Origin of the sequence: Parasutterella excrementihominis YIT 11859, assembly GCF_000205025.1 — a bacterium.
GTDB classification, from domain to species: Bacteria; Pseudomonadota; Gammaproteobacteria; order Burkholderiales; family Burkholderiaceae_F; genus Parasutterella; species Parasutterella excrementihominis.
Genome location: NZ_GL883687.1, coordinates 74,828 through 93,228, shown reverse-complemented (window position 1 = coordinate 93,228; position 18,401 = coordinate 74,828). Strand labels below are relative to the sequence as shown.

At 50.1% G+C, this 18,401-nt stretch carries 15 protein-coding genes; 8 read left to right on the top strand and 7 right to left on the bottom strand.

All coding sequences use genetic code 11. From position 1 onward, the window contains the following. Window positions 1-106: 106 nt before the first annotated feature. A complete protein-coding gene (locus HMPREF9439_RS02980) occupies window positions 107-742 on the top strand; it encodes a cytochrome c3 family protein (protein ID WP_244862375.1) in 636 nt (211 codons plus the stop codon). Window positions 743-837: 95 nt separating this feature from the next. Here the strand turns inward: HMPREF9439_RS02980 and HMPREF9439_RS02975 are convergent, their stop codons facing one another. Next, a complete protein-coding gene (locus HMPREF9439_RS02975) occupies window positions 838-2,268 on the bottom strand; it encodes a C69 family dipeptidase (protein ID WP_008810642.1) in 1,431 nt (476 codons plus the stop codon). Between the two features lie 186 nt (window positions 2,269-2,454). Between HMPREF9439_RS02975 and pepN the strand changes: the two genes are divergently transcribed. Further along, window positions 2,455-5,133: an aminopeptidase N gene (gene pepN / locus HMPREF9439_RS02970; RefSeq protein ID WP_008810641.1), complete on the top strand. Its 2,679-nt coding sequence runs from the start codon at window positions 2,455-2,457 to the stop codon at window positions 5,131-5,133. 52 nt (window positions 5,134-5,185) lie between these two features. Then, on the top strand, window positions 5,186-6,172 hold the full coding sequence (locus HMPREF9439_RS02965; RefSeq protein ID WP_008863663.1) for a class 1 fructose-bisphosphatase: 987 nt from the start codon (window positions 5,186-5,188) through the stop codon (window positions 6,170-6,172). A 59-nt stretch (window positions 6,173-6,231) separates the two neighbouring features. Here the strand turns inward: HMPREF9439_RS02965 and HMPREF9439_RS02960 are convergent, their stop codons facing one another. Beyond that, complete coding sequence (locus HMPREF9439_RS02960; protein ID WP_008810639.1) at window positions 6,232-6,759, bottom strand: LapA family protein; 528 nt, start codon at window positions 6,757-6,759, stop codon at window positions 6,232-6,234. A 705-nt stretch (window positions 6,760-7,464) separates the two neighbouring features. Between HMPREF9439_RS02960 and upp the strand changes: the two genes are divergently transcribed. Together upp and HMPREF9439_RS02950 are read left to right on the top strand one after the other, a co-directional pair. Next, window positions 7,465-8,115 (top strand): uracil phosphoribosyltransferase, encoded by a 651-nt coding sequence (upp, locus tag HMPREF9439_RS02955; RefSeq protein WP_008810638.1) that lies wholly within the window; start codon window positions 7,465-7,467, stop codon window positions 8,113-8,115. Between the two features lie 170 nt (window positions 8,116-8,285). Continuing rightward, window positions 8,286-9,128: a fumarate reductase cytochrome b subunit gene (locus HMPREF9439_RS02950; RefSeq protein ID WP_008863660.1), complete on the top strand. Its 843-nt coding sequence runs from the start codon at window positions 8,286-8,288 to the stop codon at window positions 9,126-9,128. 280 nt (window positions 9,129-9,408) lie between these two features. Here HMPREF9439_RS02950 and HMPREF9439_RS02945 read toward each other — a convergent pair whose 3' ends face one another. Next, window positions 9,409-10,677: an amidohydrolase gene (locus HMPREF9439_RS02945; protein WP_008863659.1), complete on the bottom strand. Its 1,269-nt coding sequence runs from the start codon at window positions 10,675-10,677 to the stop codon at window positions 9,409-9,411. A 195-nt stretch (window positions 10,678-10,872) separates the two neighbouring features. Next, entirely contained in the window at window positions 10,873-12,144 is a 1,272-nt protein-coding gene (gene dcuC / locus HMPREF9439_RS02940) for a C4-dicarboxylate transporter DcuC (protein WP_008863658.1), read from the bottom strand. A 286-nt stretch (window positions 12,145-12,430) separates the two neighbouring features. Between dcuC and HMPREF9439_RS02935 the strand changes: the two genes are divergently transcribed. The 3 genes from HMPREF9439_RS02935 to narL all read left to right on the top strand — a co-directional run bounded on the left by HMPREF9439_RS02935 (window position 12,431) and on the right by narL (window position 16,361). After that, on the top strand, window positions 12,431-13,711 hold the full coding sequence (locus HMPREF9439_RS02935) for a Zn-dependent hydrolase (RefSeq protein WP_008863657.1): 1,281 nt from the start codon (window positions 12,431-12,433) through the stop codon (window positions 13,709-13,711). A gap of 143 nt (window positions 13,712-13,854) precedes the next feature. Continuing rightward, window positions 13,855-15,717 (top strand): histidine kinase, encoded by a 1,863-nt coding sequence (locus HMPREF9439_RS02930; protein WP_244862374.1) that lies wholly within the window; start codon window positions 13,855-13,857, stop codon window positions 15,715-15,717. Next, window positions 15,717-16,361 carry a two-component system response regulator NarL gene (gene narL / locus HMPREF9439_RS02925; RefSeq protein ID WP_008810632.1) on the top strand — a complete coding sequence of 215 codons (645 nt, stop codon included), beginning with the start codon at window positions 15,717-15,719 and terminating at the stop codon, window positions 16,359-16,361. Before HMPREF9439_RS02930 ends, narL begins: the two co-directional genes overlap by 1 nt. A gap of 68 nt (window positions 16,362-16,429) precedes the next feature. Here the strand turns inward: narL and HMPREF9439_RS02920 are convergent, their stop codons facing one another. The 3 genes from HMPREF9439_RS02920 to napG are packed head-to-tail and all read right to left on the bottom strand — an operon-like array spanning window position 16,430 to window position 18,392. Then, window positions 16,430-16,741 carry a nitrate reductase cytochrome c-type subunit gene (locus HMPREF9439_RS02920; RefSeq protein WP_008810631.1) on the bottom strand — a complete coding sequence of 104 codons (312 nt, stop codon included), beginning with the start codon at window positions 16,739-16,741 and terminating at the stop codon, window positions 16,430-16,432. Between the two features lie 8 nt (window positions 16,742-16,749). Further along, window positions 16,750-17,637 carry a quinol dehydrogenase ferredoxin subunit NapH gene (gene napH, locus HMPREF9439_RS02915; RefSeq protein ID WP_008863655.1) on the bottom strand — a complete coding sequence of 296 codons (888 nt, stop codon included), beginning with the start codon at window positions 17,635-17,637 and terminating at the stop codon, window positions 16,750-16,752. Beyond that, entirely contained in the window at window positions 17,634-18,392 is a 759-nt protein-coding gene (napG, locus tag HMPREF9439_RS02910; RefSeq protein ID WP_008810629.1) for a ferredoxin-type protein NapG, read from the bottom strand. The genes napH and napG overlap by 4 nt, the downstream gene beginning before the upstream one ends. Window positions 18,393-18,401: the final 9 nt, after the last annotated feature.

The following is an 18,401-nucleotide window of genomic DNA, read 5'->3' as shown; positions in this document are numbered from 1 at the left end:
TAATATTATGAATGTGAGAGCGGCGCTACACCGTCTCTACTTGATTCTTAAGTCCAATAACATGCTTTCTAATTTCACCCTGGAAAGCGAAAAAAGGGAGTACAAAATGTCTCAAACCGGAAAATGGGGTACTTTTTGGATCCTCGTGATAGGCATCGTCGTCGGCATTCTGTGTACGGCAGGTCTCGTCGGTGTTGTTCAGTGGGCCGGTACCGATAAATTCTGCACAGGCTGGTGCCACTCTATGGACGGCGTTACCTATGCATGGAAACAAGGCCAGCACGCCAGAACCCCGTCAGGTTACACAGCCGGATGCTCCGACTGCCACCTCTTAAATGAAACAAATCGTCCGTTAACACCTGTTGCTTATGTTGAACTCCTGTTCGCAAAAGCAAAAGCCGGTTCTATTTCCGGTTTCGGCGAACTCCGCGGCACACTCAACACACCGCAGATGTGGCTGGAAAAACGTCCTGAACTTTCTAAGGCTGTAAACGACTGGATGGTCTCTTACAATTTCCGCAACTGCCGCGGTTGCCACAACTTAGCCGATATGTACAACGCTAAGAACCCGATGGTTGCTAAGATGCACGCCGGCTTCATCGACAAACCGACAAACTGCATAATGTGCCATAAGACCGCCGGTCACAACTACAAGATGGCTGACGAAATCATTAAGGCTACAGGCAAATGGCCTGATCCGGCCAAAGCTTGGGAACAGGCTGACGCCGCTGCTAAGAAATAATTCTTAGAACAAACGGAGCTCGAAAGTGAGCTCCGTTTTTTGTGCCCATAAAAAACGCCGAGAATCGCGGCGTTTTGTTTTAGCTACCAAAAGACTTAGTCTTTCTTTGAACGATTGGCAAAGAAGTTAGCCTTCTGAATGTTTTCAGTAGCCAGCGTGAAGATCTGGTTGGTCAGGTCTTCAGCCAGGGCTTCGCATTCGGCCAGAAGCTCAAGGTTGGTCTTCTGCAGGAGAGCAGTGGCAGCTTTCTTGTCGGACTTGATGAGTTCGACGTACTGCTTTTCCATCTGTTCCTGCTTAGCCGTCATGGCGCGTTCCTGATCGCCGAAGGCTTTCTTCACGATCGGAGCATAAGTCGGATAGTCGGTCATGACGAGCGTCTGAAGTTTACGGAACTTCCAGTAAACAGAGGCACTGTCAGCCTGGCAAGTACCGATACCGTAGTGGCCCGGAACCTGTTCGAGGCCCTGATAGAAAGGCATGAAGCAGGAAAGATCAGCCATACCGAAAGCGATGTAGATCACATCACCGATAGCTCTCGGCAGCCAGGGACGAACCTGCATAACGTGTGCTTCGTAAGTACGGAAGACACTGACGGGACGCCAGGGTTCATTGCCGTTAAGGCCGTGAGAGTACGGATCGTGCTCGCTGGCGTCGAAGTGGTCACGCATCACGCGCTTGGCGTCTTCGAGGGAGAGTTTGCGTTCGGGCTTCATAAATACGCCGAATTCGCGGCCGTCTTCGACGGGCTGAATCACAGACGGATTGAAGAGCTTCTGGATCTGCCAAACGCGCGGATCGTTGTAAACACGGTCACGGTCGTCGTTGCGTGTGTAAGCAGCGGCGAAATCGAACGGACCTTTCTGCGGATCATAGAAGCCGTGTCTGATGGCAAAGTCGATCAGGTCGGGGCTGCCTTTGAACTCGGAAGCGTTCGGATCGTAAAGACGCAGACGGCCCTGATTGCCGGAACCGAAGTAAACGTCTTCCGGAATTCTCTGAGCCATCCACTGATGACCGGTTCCGGTTTCCAGATACCAGATTTCGTTGTCGTCAACAAATGCAACGCCGAAACCTTCGCCTGCGCCGTGTGTTTCAATTATCTTGCCTAAGAGCTCAACACCTTCTGCCGCGGTATGGCAGCGAGGAAGAATGATATCGATGATGTCGTCTTCAGTGATACCGGTTTCTTTGTTGTACGGATCGATGGCCAATGCGTCGTCACGGGCGAAAATGGACTCCGTGCCGGTCACGCCGAGGCCGGCTTCGTTAAAGCCGACGGCGCCGTGAAGTTTTGTCTGCCAGTTGGGAACCGAGGTGTAACGCATAGCGTGCACAGGCTGCGGATAGCTGAAATCGGTTGCGCCGTTGTGATCCTTGGTGCGATACATCGCGCCTTCAGGATAGTAGCAAGCAGGATGAATGATGAACAACTGAGCCTTGAGCGCAGAGCTATCGGCACTTCTTGCAACTAAGAAAGAACCGTCAACCGTAGCTTTGTCGCCGACGATAAAAGTAGTGCACATATGCAACTCCTTGGTTAAAAAGTGAACCCATTCTAATTGCTATCGCTCAGAGAGGCTTAAAAACAGTTTTTGCCGAGCGCAAAAATATGTGAAGAATTAAGACAATGCGTCAAACATCAGCGCCTTTTTCCTTGTAAAAATAGGTACCGCGCTAAAATGGTCGAATTCAAAAAAGCGAACATAAAGATGGCATCACAAAACGCATCAAATATTGTTTTTAGAAAAGACTACACGGCTCCCGATCATCAGATCGAGTCGATCGACCTTTCTTTCGATTTAATCCCTACCTGCACAGAAGTCACTTCCAAAATTATTGCTGTCCCGCAGGAAGACAGAAAAAGTGACGATCTGATTTTGGACGGAGACGACCTGACACTAGTCTCCATCAAGATCGCGGGCGAAGATTCCTTCCCCGGGCAATACGACATGCGTCCCGGAAAGCTCATTATTCACAACATTAAGGAACGCACGGAAATTGAAATCGTCACGAGAATCAATCCGCGCAACAACCTTGAGCTCTCCGGACTTTACATGAGTAAGAACAACTACATTACTCAGTGCGAGTCCGAAGGCTTCCGCCGCATTACCTACTTCCCCGATCGTCCCGACATTCTTGCCAAGTACAGAGTGGTCATTCGTGCGCCGAAAGACTACAAAGACCTTCTTTCCAATGGCAATCTTGTCGAACAGGGAGAACTGCTCGACGGACGCAACTATGCCATCTGGGAAGATCCGTTCCCGAAACCCTCTTACCTCTTTGCCTTGGTTGCCGGCAATTTCGTCGCTCAGGAGCAGAAAGTCACCTTGTCCGACGGCCGCGAAGCCTTGCTCCAAATTTGGACGGAACCGGCCAACAAAGGTAAAACAGAGTTTGCCATGCAAAGTCTGGTCAAAGCCATTAAGTGGGACGAAGAGCGTTTCGGTTTGGACCTGGACTTAGACCGCTTCATGATTGTGGCGACCGACGACTTCAACTTCGGCGCCATGGAAAACAAAGGCCTGAACATCTTTAACTCCAAATATGTTCTGGCTGATGAGAATGTCGCAACCGATCAGGACTTCGCCAATATTGAAGCCGTCATCGGACACGAATATTTCCATAACTGGACCGGCGATCGCGTCACCTGCCGAGATTGGTTCCAGCTGTCTCTGAAAGAAGGCCTTACCGTCTTCAGAGAGCAGGAATTCTCTGCCGATATGTTGGGCGACGAATCTTCCCGCGCGGTAAAACGTATCGATGACGTACGCGTACTGAGAAATTCTCAGTTCCCGGAAGACGCCGGCCCTATGGCTCATCCGATTCGTCCGGAGTCTTACCGCTCGATCAACAATTTCTACACCACTACGGTGTATGAAAAAGGCGCTGAAGTCGTCCGTATGTATCAGACACTGTTCGGCAAGGACGGCTTCCGCCGCGGCTTGCTTGAATACATCAATCGCTATGACGGCACCGCAGCAACTTGCGACGATTTCTTAAATGCCATGGCGGAATCGAATTATGAAGACTTGTCTCAGTTCGAACTCTGGTATTCACAGGCCGGTACTCCGCGCATCTCTGTCGAAACCAAATGGGACGAAATCGCCAAAACCTTTACTTTGACACTGCGTCAGAACAACCGAACCTTCCCGGGCAAACCGGCGCCGAAGCCGCTCATGATTCCCGTGAAGATCGGCATTCTGGACGACGCTGGAAACGATATTCCTCTGCAGCTCGAAGGTGAAGACTCCCCGGACGGCACGTCTCGTCTGCTGATTTTGGACGAGGCAGTCCAGAGCTGGACTTTCCGCAATGTCTCGACAAAACCACTGCTCTCCATCGGAAGAGGCTTCTCCGCTCCGGTCATCTTCAACACCGAATACACCCGCGAACAGTTGGCTTTCTTAGCCCGCCACGATTCCGATCTTTTCAACCGTGCCGATGCGTTTGAAAAGCTCACGCTCCAAATGGTCGATCAGTTCATCACGGATCTGAGCAGACGCGGAGCTCAGAACGCAATGCCGTCCGAGTCCTATCTTTTCGCCTTTGAGGACATCCTGAACGACGACTCTCTGTCTCCGGCTTACCGCGCCAAAGTTCTAGAAATGCCGAGCGAGAATTACATCGCCGAGAACCGTGTTCTGATCGAACCGGCGCTCATTCGCGAGGCCTGCGACTTGATCAAGCGCAGAATCGGTCAGCGCCTAAGAGGCTCTTTTGAAGACAAGATTAAAAACAACCAGACACCGGGTCTTTATCGACCGGATGCCGCGGACGCAGGTCGCCGTGCGCTTAAGCTGCTGTCCCTGAGCTACCTGGCTTATGCTCAGGATGCCAAGGCTATGCAACAGGTTCGCAATCTCTATAAAAATGCAAACAACCTGACCGACCGATTAGGTGCCGTCAATATTGCCGTGCAGGCTTCCCTGCCGATCGGAGAAGAACTCTTGAGTAAGGCAGACGTTGAATGGAAGTCTGAACCGCTTCTGAACAACAAGTGGCTGGCGCTCAGCACTCAGCTCCGCACTCAGCGCGGCAAGCGTCCGACCGTGGATTTAATTCGTGCCCTGACTCAGCATCCGAAGTATCAGGATCACAACCCGAACAGCATTTACGCCCTGCTCGGCACATTCTTCCGTACAGGCGGTCCGGAATTCCATCGTCCTGACGGAATGGGTTATCAGCTTTGGGTTGACAGCGTTCTGTTCGTCGACAAATTCAACCCGCAAGTGGCAGCCCGCCTTGCTCGAGCTTTAGAAAACTGGCGCCGTTACGAGCCGACTTTGTCCAACCTCATGTACAAAGCGCTCAAATATGTCAGTGAAGAGAAGAATCTTTCTCCGAATGTTCGAGAAATTATTGAGCATGCCCTGACAGAACCCGTCTAGAATTTTTTTAGAATGCAGAACACAAACGATCTTTCAAAAGGAGATTTATAAAGTGGCCATCAACCTTCAGCAGTTTTTAGCGAAACAGTTAAGCGACGGCGTCATCGATCAGCAGCTTTGCGATCTTCTCAACGCGGTTGCAGACTTGAGTAAAGAAATCAACGATAAGGTGACCCACGGAGCTCTTGCCGGCGTTCTCGGCTTTGCCGGAACAGACAACGTTCAAGGCGAACACCAGAAAAAACTTGACGTCATCACAAATGAAATCTTTGTGGAAGGCGTCGAGTGGACCGGTGCCTTAGCCGGCATGGCCAGTGAAGAAATGGACCACTGCCTGCCTACTCCGGCAGCTTACAAACGCGGCAAATATCTCATCATGTTCGACCCCTTAGACGGTTCGAGCAATATCGATATCAACGCGCCGATTGGAACGATCTTCTCCATTACTAAGGCTCCCGAAGGAAAGATCGCCGATGAGAGCTTCCTCACGCCGGGCCGCAAGCAGATTGCCGCCGGCTATGTGATGTACTCGCCGCAAACCATCCTAACCTTAACGGTCGGAAACGGCGTTTTCATGTTCACGCTAAACCTCGGCACGGGCGAATACATCCTCACGAAGGAAAATATCCGTATTCCTGTTCAGACACAGGAATTTGCGATCAATATGTCGAACATGAGACATTGGGAAGCTCCTGTTCAGAAGTACGTTCAGGAACTTTTAGCCGGCGATACCGGTCCTTTGGGCAAGAATTTCAACATGCGCTGGGTGGCTGCCATGGTTGCTGAAGTTCATCGAGTTCTCTGCCGCGGCGGCATATTCATGTATCCGCGCGACAACCGCGATCCGTCTAAACCCGGCAAACTCCGTTTGATGTATGAAGCCAACCCGATGTCTTTCCTTATCGAACAGGCCGGCGGCAAAGCCACAAACGGATATCAGAATATTCTTGACCTGCAGCCCGAGAAGCTGCATCAGAGAGTGGCCGTATTCTTAGGGAGTGCCGAAGAAGTGGAACGTGTCACTTCTTATCACGAGTAATACGTTCTCTTCAGAAACAGAAAGCGGGCAGAAGCCCGCTTTCTTGTTATTGTCAGCGACTATTGCTGATCAGGATTTTTATTAGCAATCAAAATCTTTGTAATTTTGTCGTCCATCGTATCCAGCGTACCGGAAATAGAAGTATTCAATTCTTTATTGGCGGCAGCAATCTGATCTTCCGCACCCTTGAAAGCTTCAAGGATCTTGTTCTGGCGTTCGGTTAAGCGCTGTTCGGTCTGACTAAGAATCTGTTTTTGTTCTTCCATCCAGACTTGCCATTTCTTTTCAAAGTCAGCCTTAACATCGGTCAGTCGGGAAGCTTCCTGATCCGTTGCAAGCTTGCGCTGTTCCTGGAGTTCTTTTGTCAGGCGGCGCATTGTGGCAAACGATCCGGTTTGCTGGACAAACAAGATGTAAATCACGATCACGAAAAGCAAGCTGAACCAGAAAAGAAGCATCAGCGTAATCGGCGCCTTAGCTGTAGTAATCAAAAGATTGACTTCTGCGGGGGCGTTTACAGCCGGCCAATTAATAAAGACAAAACCGGCTCCGACTAATAAGACCAATAAGAGGACGATATAGCGCATAAAGGGACCTTATAAATTTTTAGAGAGGATTATGTCAGTTTAATAGATATGCGCGCATATGCACAGAAGCTGTTACGTGCAACCTCTCAGATCTTCTCGTTTCCTTCAACTGCGATTTTCGCTAAAGATGTTGAGCAATAAAATAGGTTCGGAGGTTGGTTACTCATCATGGCTGCTGATGGAACCTCCTGCGCAGGATAGAAACCCAATGAGAAATCATAATCACTTTGATTTTTTAATGTACCTGACGCGAAATTGGGCTTGTCAGACTCACCATTTAAGATAGGACAGCCGGTCCCGGAGGATTTTTTGTACTTGAAGATTTTGTCAGTAAGGATGACAAGTTATTTAAATTAAAGAAATCGTAACGCCCAAGGCAGGTTTGCAACTCTTTGTTGGATAAGGATTATCTTACGCCAGAGCCTTTAAAAGAATCTCGATCCATAATTCTTCGAATGGGTTTTAAAAGTCGAATTAGAAAGTGGAGCTTTTATTTAAATAAGTACATACCCTTACCTGTTGACACACGGGAACATCAGAACTTCTCTTCCAAAAATCTCCTTAGGATTCATGGAGTTCCTCCAGTGATCGGAGAAGTGAAAACACAGCTCATTTGGAGAAAGAATTTGCTCGTACCGAACATCCGAGCACTCATGGAGGTACTCCAATAGGCGCATAATGATGGGAATATTTAGGAGAGAATGAATGAAAACTGATCCGCGTTTCCCAAAACTTCATATCGTTGACCATCCGCTCGTGCAGCACAAGCTCAGCACCATGCGTGAAAAGAAGACCCCGTCTAATTCTTTCCGTCAACTGCTTCGCGAACTTACTTACCTGATCGGATATGAAGTGACACGCGATCTGCCGCTCGAAACTCGTACGATTGATACTCCGCTTTGCAAATGCAAAGGTAATTTCATCAAAGGTAAAAAGCTGGTAATCATTCCGATCCTGAGAGCTGGCTTAGGTATGTCAGAAGGACTACTGGACTTGATGCCGTCCGCCCGTGTGGGTCATATCGGCTTATACCGCGGCCCTGATCATAAACCGGTTGAATACCTTGTTAAGCTGCCCTCCAAACTCGAAGGCCGTCGCGTCATTCTGTGTGACCCGATGCTGGCTACCGGTAACTCTGCGGTCGCAGCTGTCGATACATTGCTTAAGCGCGGCGTAAAACCAAAAGACATTACTTTTGTCGCTCTGGTTTCTGCTCCGGAAGGTGTTGAAACATTCCAGAAAGCTCATCCCGAAATTGAACTCTACGTCGCCTCTTTAGACGAAAAGCTCGACAAGAACGCTTACATCCTTCCTGGTCTTGGCGATGCCGGAGATAGAGTTTTCGGCACCAAATAAGTGCATTCTTGAATAAAATTTAGGTGTAAACCCTCGTATTTTTATTAAAAATGAGGGTTTTGCTTTATCTTCTTCAGTCAAAGCTTGATTTTTAGAAGACAGGTCGTTCGTTCAAGCGCATTATTACGCTCAGTGTTAAACGCTAACTCATCCTATTTCTAAGGTTTATCATGGCTGATGATTTCAAAGACATCTCCCACCTCTACAAGGTGACACCTTCTGCCAAGACCATCATTGATGGCGAAGACTTGGTGGAAACAAAACAGAAATCCAAGGCTTATGCCTGGTGCGACGTTCTCCAGTCCGTTACCGGCTTGATCCTCGGTCTCTTCCTTTTCTGCCATATGGGCTTCACAAGCTCCATTCTTCTTGGCAAAGACACTTTCTGGTCTCTGGTTTCTTTGACCGGCGGCTACTTCATTGACGGTGTCGATCACCTCTGGATGCACTCCGTATTCGTCGGCGTGATCTTCGTCCTGGTTGTTATTCACGCGATTCTTGCTCTCCGCAAGTTCCCGAACAACTACAAAGCCTTCCGCATCATGCGCGGCCACTACAAACTGCTCCGTCACACCGACACAACAATGTGGTGGGTTCAGTTCATCACCGGTGTTATCCTCACCGCTCTGGTCTTCCCGCACATGCTCCCCATGCTGATGGATCCGGGCAGCATCGGACCTTACGGCAGCGGTCTCGAGGTTTATCACTCCTGGCTGTGGGTTGTCTTCCTGTTCCTCATCGTTACTGAACTTCACGGCATGATCGGTCTGTATCGTCTGTGCATGAAGTGGTGCGGTCCGTCGAACGCCACACGCAGCTTCCTCCGCAAGCTTACATATGTCCTCATCGTCGGTATGATCGCCATGGGTTCCTTCACGATCATGGGCTTCTACAACGCCGGTGAAGAAGCTGCCAAACTTGATCCCGAAGCTCACTACGTTCCGGGCTGGCTGCAGACTCCTCAGACTGCTCCTTACCCGAGCTGGTGGCCTGACCACCTCAAGAAGAACTAATCAGATTCTTCTGAGTACATAATTCAGACGGGCGCGTTAAGCGCCCGTTTTCTTTTGTCTGTTCAAAATCCTTTCTACGTCCTTCTGTGACGGGCTAAGAATTCACCATAATCACAAGCCCTGGATTGACCGATACTCTCAACCTGCGTCCTGTTTGGTTACAGGGAACTGGTTGTTTTACCATCGATCTCCGCGGCGCATTTAGGTCTGGTTACAGGCAAAATTTAGGCCCGGACTCTTTACGAGGCCGGACCTAAATAATTTCTATGTCTAAGTCTGATTAACCGTTCAGCTTCTTAGCCATTCCGGCATACATGTCAAAGGCCTGTTTGAATGCGCCTTCGTCAATGTCGAAAGATCCCTGGTGATGGCCTGCAGCTCTGTCAGCGCCGCAAATGAAGAATGCAGCTTTACCGCCGTGAGCCTGGACACGCTTACCGAGAACGGAAATGTCTTCGGAACCGCCGAAGTTTCCATCCGGACGGATCTTGTTGATTCCGGGAACAGTCTTGGCAACTTCGATCAACATTTCAGAAAGTTCTTTATCGTTGGTAAAGTCAACGGCAGCGCCCATCTGAGAAATTTCATAAGAGACGTCAAAGCCCTTGGCGATACCTTCAACAATGTTTCTGACGTTTTCGGCCATGTAATCATTGATGGAGCTGGTTTCACCGCGAACTTCTAAAGCCATGTGGGCAGAGCTCGGAATGACGTTGCGGCCTTCTCCGGCGCGCAGCGTGCCGACGTTAATACGAGTCATACCACCGCCGTGACGAGGAATACCCATCATCTGTACAACTGCGTTGCAGGCAGCTGCCAGAGCGTTGCGTCCGGCGTTCGGTTCTTTACCGGCGTGAGCGGGTTTGCCCTTGAAAGTTACGTCGTATTTGGAGGTGCAAAGTAAACCGTAGGGAGCGGCAACGATTTCACCGGTATCAGCCATGAAGGAAATATGGCTGCCGAGGAAGTAGTCAGCATCGTCAACAATTCCGGAAGCAGCAATGGCGCTGGCGCCGCGAACACCTTCTTCAGCAGGCTGGAAGACGATCTTAAACTTGCCCTTCAGTTCATCTTTATGCTCGGCAATCCAATGAGCCAGAGTCAGACCGATAGAAATGTGGGAGTCATGACCGCAGGCGTGCATAAAGCCGGCGTGCTGGCTTCTGAAACCTTCTTTGTTCGGCTTATGTTCGGGATTGTCGGTTTCGTTCACGCAAACGCAGTCAATATCGAAACGGAAAGCAGTGGTCGGACCTTCTTTGCCGGTGTCAAGCAAAGCAACACAGCCTGTATAGCCTTCGGTTTCATCAATGAAAGACTGAGAAACTCCGCGGGTCAGGGCGTTCTTAATGCCTTCCTGAACGAGTTTTTCGTTGCGGCCGAAAACCTGTTCGGGGTTGATAATCTTGGTGCCGAGCAGGACTTCATAGCCCCAGGAGCGCAGCTTGGTGACGATGTAATTCGTGGTCCAGAATTCTGTCCAGCCTTCTTCCGGCCACTGATGAAGCTCACGTCTTTGTTCGACAAGCTGCTTGGTGTAATCAGTCATTTTTTCTCCTTTTGTTTTGTCAGTTCGTTATATATAACAGACTGATTTTAAACCAGTCGTAACGAAATGTGAACACTTTTTTAGTCATCAGTAAATCCTATGAATATTAAGCTCTTACCCGATTTACCCCGTAAAAACACAAACCGCCCGACCCACAGAGGGACCGAGCGGTTTTATTTGTTCAGCTAAGGCTGATTAAACCATAATCAAAGCCAAGGTAATCACGCCCACAATCATCGGGATTGCGGTACGTTTCACCAATTGGATCGGCGGAACCATTGCGAGACCGGAAATAAGAATCACAACACCGGCGATCGGAGACATCGTACGGCCGAGGGAGCCGGAGATGAGTGCCAGAGAACCGAGGTTAGGAACCTGCATTCCGAAGTCAAGTGCGTGCGGAGTAACCGCTTCGTTGAAAGCAAAGGTAGCAGCGTCGCCGGAACCGGTAATAACAGCCAGAACGAATGGTCCAAGAGAACCGCCCCAGCGAGCGAGTTCGTTGGAGGTCTTCAGAGCTGTAACGAAAGCATCGATCAGACCGGCACTGCGGAGACCGGCAGCGAACACACCGGCGGCAATGATGATACCCATAACGTCGCCGTAGCCGTTGCCCATACCTCTGAAGAACTCTTTGGAGAACTTCTGAGGATCGCACCAGGAGACGAGCAGCGTGAAGATGGCGCCGAGGACCATAGCCTGAGCAACACCCATCTTAAGAACCGGAACGTACTTGTTGCCGAGAACGAGGATGATCAAGGGGATGAGCGGGGCAAGAGCTTTCAGGAAGTTGATCTTCTCGATCGGAGCACCGCCTTCCTTAGCAGAGTAAACAGCCAGTTCTTCAGCAGTAGGCTTGTTGTCACGAAGAACCAAGCAGACGATCGTAATACCAACCAAACCGATACCCATCATGATGAGCGAGAACGGAGTGTGGAGAGAGATCAAATCCATCACGTTCATCTTGGAGATGCCGGCAACGAAGTTGTTGTGGCTCATACCCGGAGAAAGAATGGAACCGTATGTACCCATCAAAATGGCAGCACCGGCTGCAGCGGGACGGATACCGGCGCGAATCATAACCGGAATGAACGTTGCACCCACAGCAGCAGCACAACCTGCGGCAGAAGGAATAGCAATGTTGACGAAGAAGGTCACGGCAGTAGCGGCCGGAATCAGCAGAATGCCCAATCTCTTGAGCGGAGCTGCAAGCAGGCTAACCAGATGACGATCGCAGGAAGTGTGCGTAACGACGTAAGCAAAGCCCATCGCACCGCAGATTGCCATGATCAAGCTGGCGTTCGTCATGCTCTTGGCAAACTGGTCTAAAGCTGCCATCGGTTTCATAGAGATGCAGCATAAGAACAAGCCGGCTGTGAACAACACCAAACGTGTCTCATAGCGCTTAATTAAGCAGTAAATCGTCGCAATAATGACGAGCACTGCAATCCAGGCTGTAATTGACATTGAAATATACCTATTGATTTTTTGTGTACTGCTTTTTCCGAATCCGGACAAAACTCTCCCCGGCTGAAATGGGAAAATTCACTATTTCGGCCTGCCGTGAGTGTTTCACATTTGTCACTTTTTTGTAATGTGGGTAACCCTTACATCTGCACATTTCTTTTACATTTAGACATAAAATTATTGATCCCGTTTATTTGTGACTTTTACTCATTTCTTCCCATCTTTCGGAGTCTGACTTAACGATTTAGACTCTCACAGATACTCAACATTCACACCAGGAGAACACATGACAACTGACTTCCAAAAAGATTCCCTAGTCTTTGCTCAAAAATGCTTTGATGACGTGCGCGCTATGTCCAAAGACACCACCGGCGTTTCCAGACAGGGTTACAGCCCTGTTGAAACAAAGGTTCTTGAGTACTTCAAAAAAATCGGCGTAGAACTCAATCTCGAAATCAGCACCGACAAGGCCGGCAACGTTTGGATGACCGTCCCCGGAAAAAATCGTGAACTTCCCGCGCTCGTGAGCGGCTCTCATGCCGACTCTGTTCCTCAGGGCGGAAACTATGACGGACTAGCCGGCATCGTCGCCGCTCTGACCGTCGCCCGATGGATGCGCGAAACGGGTTATCAGCCCGAACGCGACTATACGGTTCTGATGATGAGAATGGAAGAAAGCTCCTGGTTTGGCAAATGCTATGTGGGTTCTCTCGGTATGACCGGCCAGCTCACTGAAAAGGATTTAGCCCTCAAACATCGCAGCAACGGAAAAACACTTGCTGAGACCATCAAAGAATGCGGCTTTAATCCGGAAGATCTGACAACCGGCGAGCCTGTTGTCGATCTCGCCAAGATGGCTGCCTTTATCGAACTTCATATCGAACAGGGCCCGACCCTTGATTCTTCCGAAGAATACCGCGTCGGTATCGTCACCGGCATCCGCGGCAACCTTCGTCATAAGACGATTCGCTGCATCGGCCAGACCGCTCATTCCGGCGCCGTTGACAAACAATTCAGACACGACGCCGTGCTCGCTTTTGCCGAATTGGCCTATCGTATGGACTGCTTGTGGGATGAGTGGCTCAAAGCCGGACACGACCTGGTTTTCACGATCGGCGTCGTTCACACTGCCCCGACTTCTGCAATCGCGATCGTTCCGGGCGAAGTTACCTTCTGTTCCGACATTCGTTCTCTGTCTCAGGAGACACTCGACGGCTTCCATGCTTTGTTTGAAGAAGAAGCCCGTAAGATCGGAGAAAAACGCGGCGTTAAATTTGAATTTGACGGCATGATCAAGAGCCAGCCGCTCGCCATTCACAAAGAACTCAGCGAGCACTTGGCCAAGTCCGCCACTGAGGCAGGCCTCAAGGTTAAGAAGTTGCCGTCCGGCGCAGGTCACGATACGGTTATTTTCGGCAACCTCGGCATTCCAGCTGCGATGATCTTCGTTGCTAACCAGAAGGGTTCTCACAATCCGAACGAAGCCATGGAAATCACAGACTTCATTCAAGGTGCAGAAGCACTGTGGCACGCCGTCAAGGCTTTCCCGGTCGGAGGCATCCGCTAAACATTGATTAGCTTTCTATAGGCGTCCGATGCATTGGCTTCAGACGCCTTTTGTTTTGGCCTTTCGAAAAATAATCGAACAATGGTGTTCTCGTCATTAGAATGAACGGAAGTTGCAACGTTCATTCATTGGAGAAGCCGAAAGTGAACCTGAAAAAACTCCTTGTAACTTTCAGCCACTCGCTGTTTTGGCAGATCTCCTGCTTTTTGCTCGTCGTCACTGCCTTTGCCTTCGGAGCCCTCTTCCTCGTACTTCAAATCTCGGAAGATTCGACCGGAAAAGGCAGTGCAATTAATGTGTCGGGCTCTCTTCGTATGCAGAGTTATGTGCTGGCCTTGACAGTCGCACGCAGCTCGGAAGACACCGAGGTTGTTCGCAGTAAGGACATTAAGGCTGCCATTGCAGAATTCGAAAGACGTTTAAACCTGCCGGGGCTAACTCAGGCTATTCCTGAGGAGTCAGACAATGAACTTCGCAAAAGCTACGACCTTATTTCCTCCGATTTCTATTCAAAAATAAAACCGATGGCGATAGAAACCATTCAGCAGCCGCAAAAGATCCATGAGTTTTTAAATACGGTTCCTAAGTTCGTCTCTGTCATCGACACGTTTGTTTTTGACCTGGAACAGGATCTCGAATCAAAAAGCAATTTCATCCACGCCGGCCTCATTGCTTTCATGCTTTTGGCCTTCGTCCTTTACTTCGGTGTACGCTATTTCCTGCGTCACACGCTGTTTGAACCCTTAGAAGATTTGGCTAACCTTGCCTCTTCCGTCCGAAACGGCGATTTCACAAAGTCGAGTACTTACAGAAAGCACAATGAGATCGGAACACTTTCCGAAAGCATGAACTTCATGATCCGCGACTTATCGCGCATGTACTCATCCCTGGAAGAACAAGTTCGTGAAAAGACTGCTGACTTAAATCGCCAAAACAAAGCGCTCAACCTGCTCTACGGGCTTAAGAACGTCCTCGGGGCTGAGCTCAACCGATCGGTTTTAGAAAAAGCCCTGGACTTTTGCTCCGAAAATTTAGAAGCCTTGAGCTGCGCTGTTTACCTTCGCAACGACGGCGACAAGACGCTTCGTCTTGCCGCGCGATTCAGCCACCATCCGATTGACCCCGAAGAAATAAGAAAGTTTTTTGAAGGCCAAAACGTTTCCTTCGAGAAATACAATTTCTTCAAGAAAGAAGTCCTCGGAAAAGACTGCACACTCGTTCTTGTCCCCGGAGCTGTCGGAACCACGAGGCTGTCTTTTGCTGCAATCTTTTGCGGTGAAGCTCCGGTGCACATCGATCGCGAACTGCTTCGAAGCATTGCACGAGAATTTGCTTTAGCGATCAACAACTCTGAGAAGAACGTGGAGTCTCGCCGCCTGATTCTTTTTGAAGAACGCTCGACAATCGCGCGCGAACTTCATGACTCGATCGCTCAGTCCCTCTCCTTCTCTCGAATTCAAATCACACGTCTGGACGCCGCACTTAAAAACAAGTCCGACGAAGCTGAAGTCCGCAGCATTCTCGATGAGCTCAAGCTCGGCGTGATCACCGCTTATCAACAGCTCCGTTCAGTTTTGACAACCTTCCGTCTCAAGCCGAAATCTCCAGACCTTCGTGAGAACATTCTTTCCTCTCTGGATGAATTTAAGGAGCGTTCCGGCATCGACTATAGCGTCGAAAATCAGATTCAAAGTTTTGAGCTGGATGCTCAAAGCCATGTACATTTGCTCCACATCCTGCGTGAAGCTCTGACCAACGTCGAGAAGCATTCTCGGGCAAGCGCCGTAGAGGTCACCTTTAAACCGATAGGGGAATATTCCTTCGAAATGCGCGTCTCAGACAACGGGCAAGGATTTGATCTAAAAAGTAAGAAAGGTCATTACGGGTTGGAAATCATGCATGAGCGTGCTAAGGTATTGGGCGGGGAATTGCATGTTGAACCTGTCATCCCCCACGGAACTTCGGTTGTTCTTCGTTTTAACTCTCAGAAAAAGGCGGTTTCCTGATGGCTAGTGAACATGACATTATTGTTGTAGATGACCACCCGCTCTTTCGCCGCGGCGTCATCCAGTTATTAAAAATGGATCCGTCCTTTAACGTTGTCGCTGAAGCCGGCGATTTCGAAGCAGCAATGGTAGCTGTACGCGAAAGAGACCCCGATATCGTTCTTTTGGACTTGAACATGAAGCACACGAGCGGCGTGGAGATCCTAACGGCAATCAAAACGTTTGACCCTTCGATCCGTGTCATCATGCTCACGGTTTCGGACTCTCCTTCCGACCTGCTCCAATGCTTCCAAAACGGCGCCGACGGCTACCTGCTCAAAGATCAGGAGCCGGAACAGATTCTTGAAGACATTCAGAAAGCCGCAAAAGGCCAAACAGTTCTCTCTGCGTCGATGAATCAGGCCTTAGCCGAGTGCTTAAGAGAAGAGTCCTTCAGCAAAGAGCGCCGCGTCTCCGAGCTTACAGAACGAGAAAAGAGCGTCTTGAAGCTCATTGCGCAGGGCAAGACCAACAAAGAAATCGGCAAAGCCCTTGAAATTTCTGACGGCACGGTCAAAGTGCACGTCAAACATGTGCTCCACAAGCTCTCCTTCCGCTCCAGAGTGGAAGCAGCGGTTTGGGCTAAAGAACAAAAGAATCTTTAGTTCTGCCAATACAAAAAAAGCGCACGACTGGAAATTCGGAAGTGCGCTTTTTTGTGTGGCTCTACGCTTTATTTTTGCGGCAGAACTTCAGCGTGGCAGAGCAGGCATTCGTAGCGGTTGGGATTGACCTTACCGTCGCTCACATGGCTGGGAGGCAGCGGTGTGGGAGAGCCTTTGGCTACTTTCATGCCCGGTTCGCCGGGGATGTGGCACATCACGCAGGCATTCTTTTCCGGAGTAATCGGAATGTAGGCTGCGATCGGATGCGGAATCATCGGGGGAGCAAACTTGGCGAGCTCAGAGGACTGAGCAGGCTGCTGTGCATACACTACAGGGGCAAAGACCAGTGCAGCAAGAGAAAGCATGAATAATTTTTTCATATGAACTCCTATTGAGTTTTCTTTGAATCTTTAATCGGGCGAATTCCGAAATTAAGGCTGTTTTCCGGGCAAATGCTCACGCATTTACCGCAGTTCGTGCATTCTCCGGAAGCGTACATACCGACTTCCGCCGCTTTCTTGAAGTTAATCACTTGCGGTTCGGGGCAGACTTTGATGCAGTCGCCGCAGCGGGTGCACGTATCATTGTCAAACTTGACTTTGGTCAGACCGATCTTTCCCCACAACGCCCAGAAGGCGCCTAAAGGACAGAGATGGCCGCACCAGCCGCGTTTTGTCACGGCAAGGTCAAGCGCAAAGATTCCGAAGACAGCACTCAACAGACCTAAGAATCCTCCGTAAACGATCTCACGCCACAGAATGCCTTGCGGGCTGATGGCTTCAAAAGCTGCCGTTCCCGTCACAATAGACAGAATCAGAGCAATCGCCAGAAGCACATAACGCGTACCGGAAGACAGAGACAGAACGTTCGTGTTGATGCCTAACTTCTTACGGCACCAGAAGGCAAAGTCCGTCACCAAGTTCATCGGGCACACCCAGGAGCAGAACGATCTGCCGCTTACAACCCAGTAAACGGCAAGGATGATTCCGGCTCCGATCATGGATTCCGGTGAAAGCCAATACTGAGCGACCAAGCGCTGCAGAGCGGCAAACGGATCAGCCAGCGGAACGGTGTCAAAGATTCGAGAAGAAGAAAGATCACCTGCAAGAATCGGATGACCGAGGACTTTCCAGCCGAAGCGGAATGTCCCGATGAAGGCGAGCAGAATGCAGAACTGAACAAAACGGCGCGCAATCGTAAAACGATAGCGATGCAGCCATTCTCCGAACGTGCGGGGCGCGTCCAGATGACGAATTACTTTTTTGTTTTCCATCATGGCAGCTCCGAATTCAGGAAGTCGAGGCCTCCCGGAGGAAGCGGCTTCCCATCTTTACTCGTCATCGGTGCATCGGGCACAGCTCGAGCATCGAGTTTTTCCTTCCAGCCCAAACGATAGTGGTCGCCGATCTTACCGAGGAACGCATCCGGATCAACAATGTTGATGGAAGGTTTATCGGTCGGGCAGCTATGCACGCACAAACCGCATCCGGTGCACTTATCGGGATGAATTTCCGGTACGAACATCGCATGGTTACTGATCTGACGCGGCTGGCTCACGATCACGATCGCCTTGTTTTGTTCAGGGCAGTCGCGATAGCAGATTTCGCAGCGCAGACCTTGCCAGGACAAGCATGTGTAGTGGTCGATTGCGGCCACACCCATCTTTGCCTCGGTAATGTCGGTTAATTCGTGCGACAGCGCTCCGCTCGGACAGGCTTTCACGCAGGGAATGTCTCTGCACATGTAGCAGGGAATATCACGCGGCGTAAAGAACGGTGTTCCAGGGGCGGCGATATCGTTGAAACGGGCCAGTTTCAGCGTGTCGTAAGGGCATGCTTCCACACACAGTCCGCATTTGGAACAGGCGGTTTCAAACTGATCAGGAGGCAGTGCTCCGGGCGGACGGGGAACAAACCCCTGGGCTTTGGCGGACTTCTGCAGGAATAAATCCCAAATCAGACCGGCGCCCACGCCGACGGCAGCGACTTGCAAACCTTTCTTCAAAACGTCTCTTCGGGTTTGATTCGTCATGGAGGGTAC

What these genes read in the sequence shown, in the direction of transcription:
- napH (WP_008863655.1), bottom strand. Translation starts at nt 17,637, where the DNA reads ATGATGGAAAACAAAAAAGTAATTCGTCATCTGGACGCGCCCCGCACG.
- HMPREF9439_RS02935 (WP_008863657.1), top strand. Translation starts at nt 12,431, where the DNA reads ATGACAACTGACTTCCAAAAAGATTCCCTAGTCTTTGCTCAAAAATGC.
- dcuC (WP_008863658.1), bottom strand. Translation starts at nt 12,144, where the DNA reads ATGTCAATTACAGCCTGGATTGCAGTGCTCGTCATTATTGCGACGATT.
- narL (WP_008810632.1), top strand. Translation starts at nt 15,717, where the DNA reads ATGGCTAGTGAACATGACATTATTGTTGTAGATGACCACCCGCTCTTT.
- HMPREF9439_RS02975 (WP_008810642.1), bottom strand. Translation starts at nt 2,268, where the DNA reads ATGTGCACTACTTTTATCGTCGGCGACAAAGCTACGGTTGACGGTTCT.
- HMPREF9439_RS02980 (WP_244862375.1), top strand. Translation starts at nt 107, where the DNA reads ATGTCTCAAACCGGAAAATGGGGTACTTTTTGGATCCTCGTGATAGGC.
- HMPREF9439_RS02950 (WP_008863660.1), top strand. Translation starts at nt 8,286, where the DNA reads ATGGCTGATGATTTCAAAGACATCTCCCACCTCTACAAGGTGACACCT.
- napG (WP_008810629.1), bottom strand. Translation starts at nt 18,392, where the DNA reads ATGACGAATCAAACCCGAAGAGACGTTTTGAAGAAAGGTTTGCAAGTC.
- upp (WP_008810638.1), top strand. Translation starts at nt 7,465, where the DNA reads ATGAAAACTGATCCGCGTTTCCCAAAACTTCATATCGTTGACCATCCG.
- HMPREF9439_RS02920 (WP_008810631.1), bottom strand. Translation starts at nt 16,741, where the DNA reads ATGAAAAAATTATTCATGCTTTCTCTTGCTGCACTGGTCTTTGCCCCT.
- pepN (WP_008810641.1), top strand. Translation starts at nt 2,455, where the DNA reads ATGGCATCACAAAACGCATCAAATATTGTTTTTAGAAAAGACTACACG.
- HMPREF9439_RS02960 (WP_008810639.1), bottom strand. Translation starts at nt 6,759, where the DNA reads ATGCGCTATATCGTCCTCTTATTGGTCTTATTAGTCGGAGCCGGTTTT.
- HMPREF9439_RS02945 (WP_008863659.1), bottom strand. Translation starts at nt 10,677, where the DNA reads ATGACTGATTACACCAAGCAGCTTGTCGAACAAAGACGTGAGCTTCAT.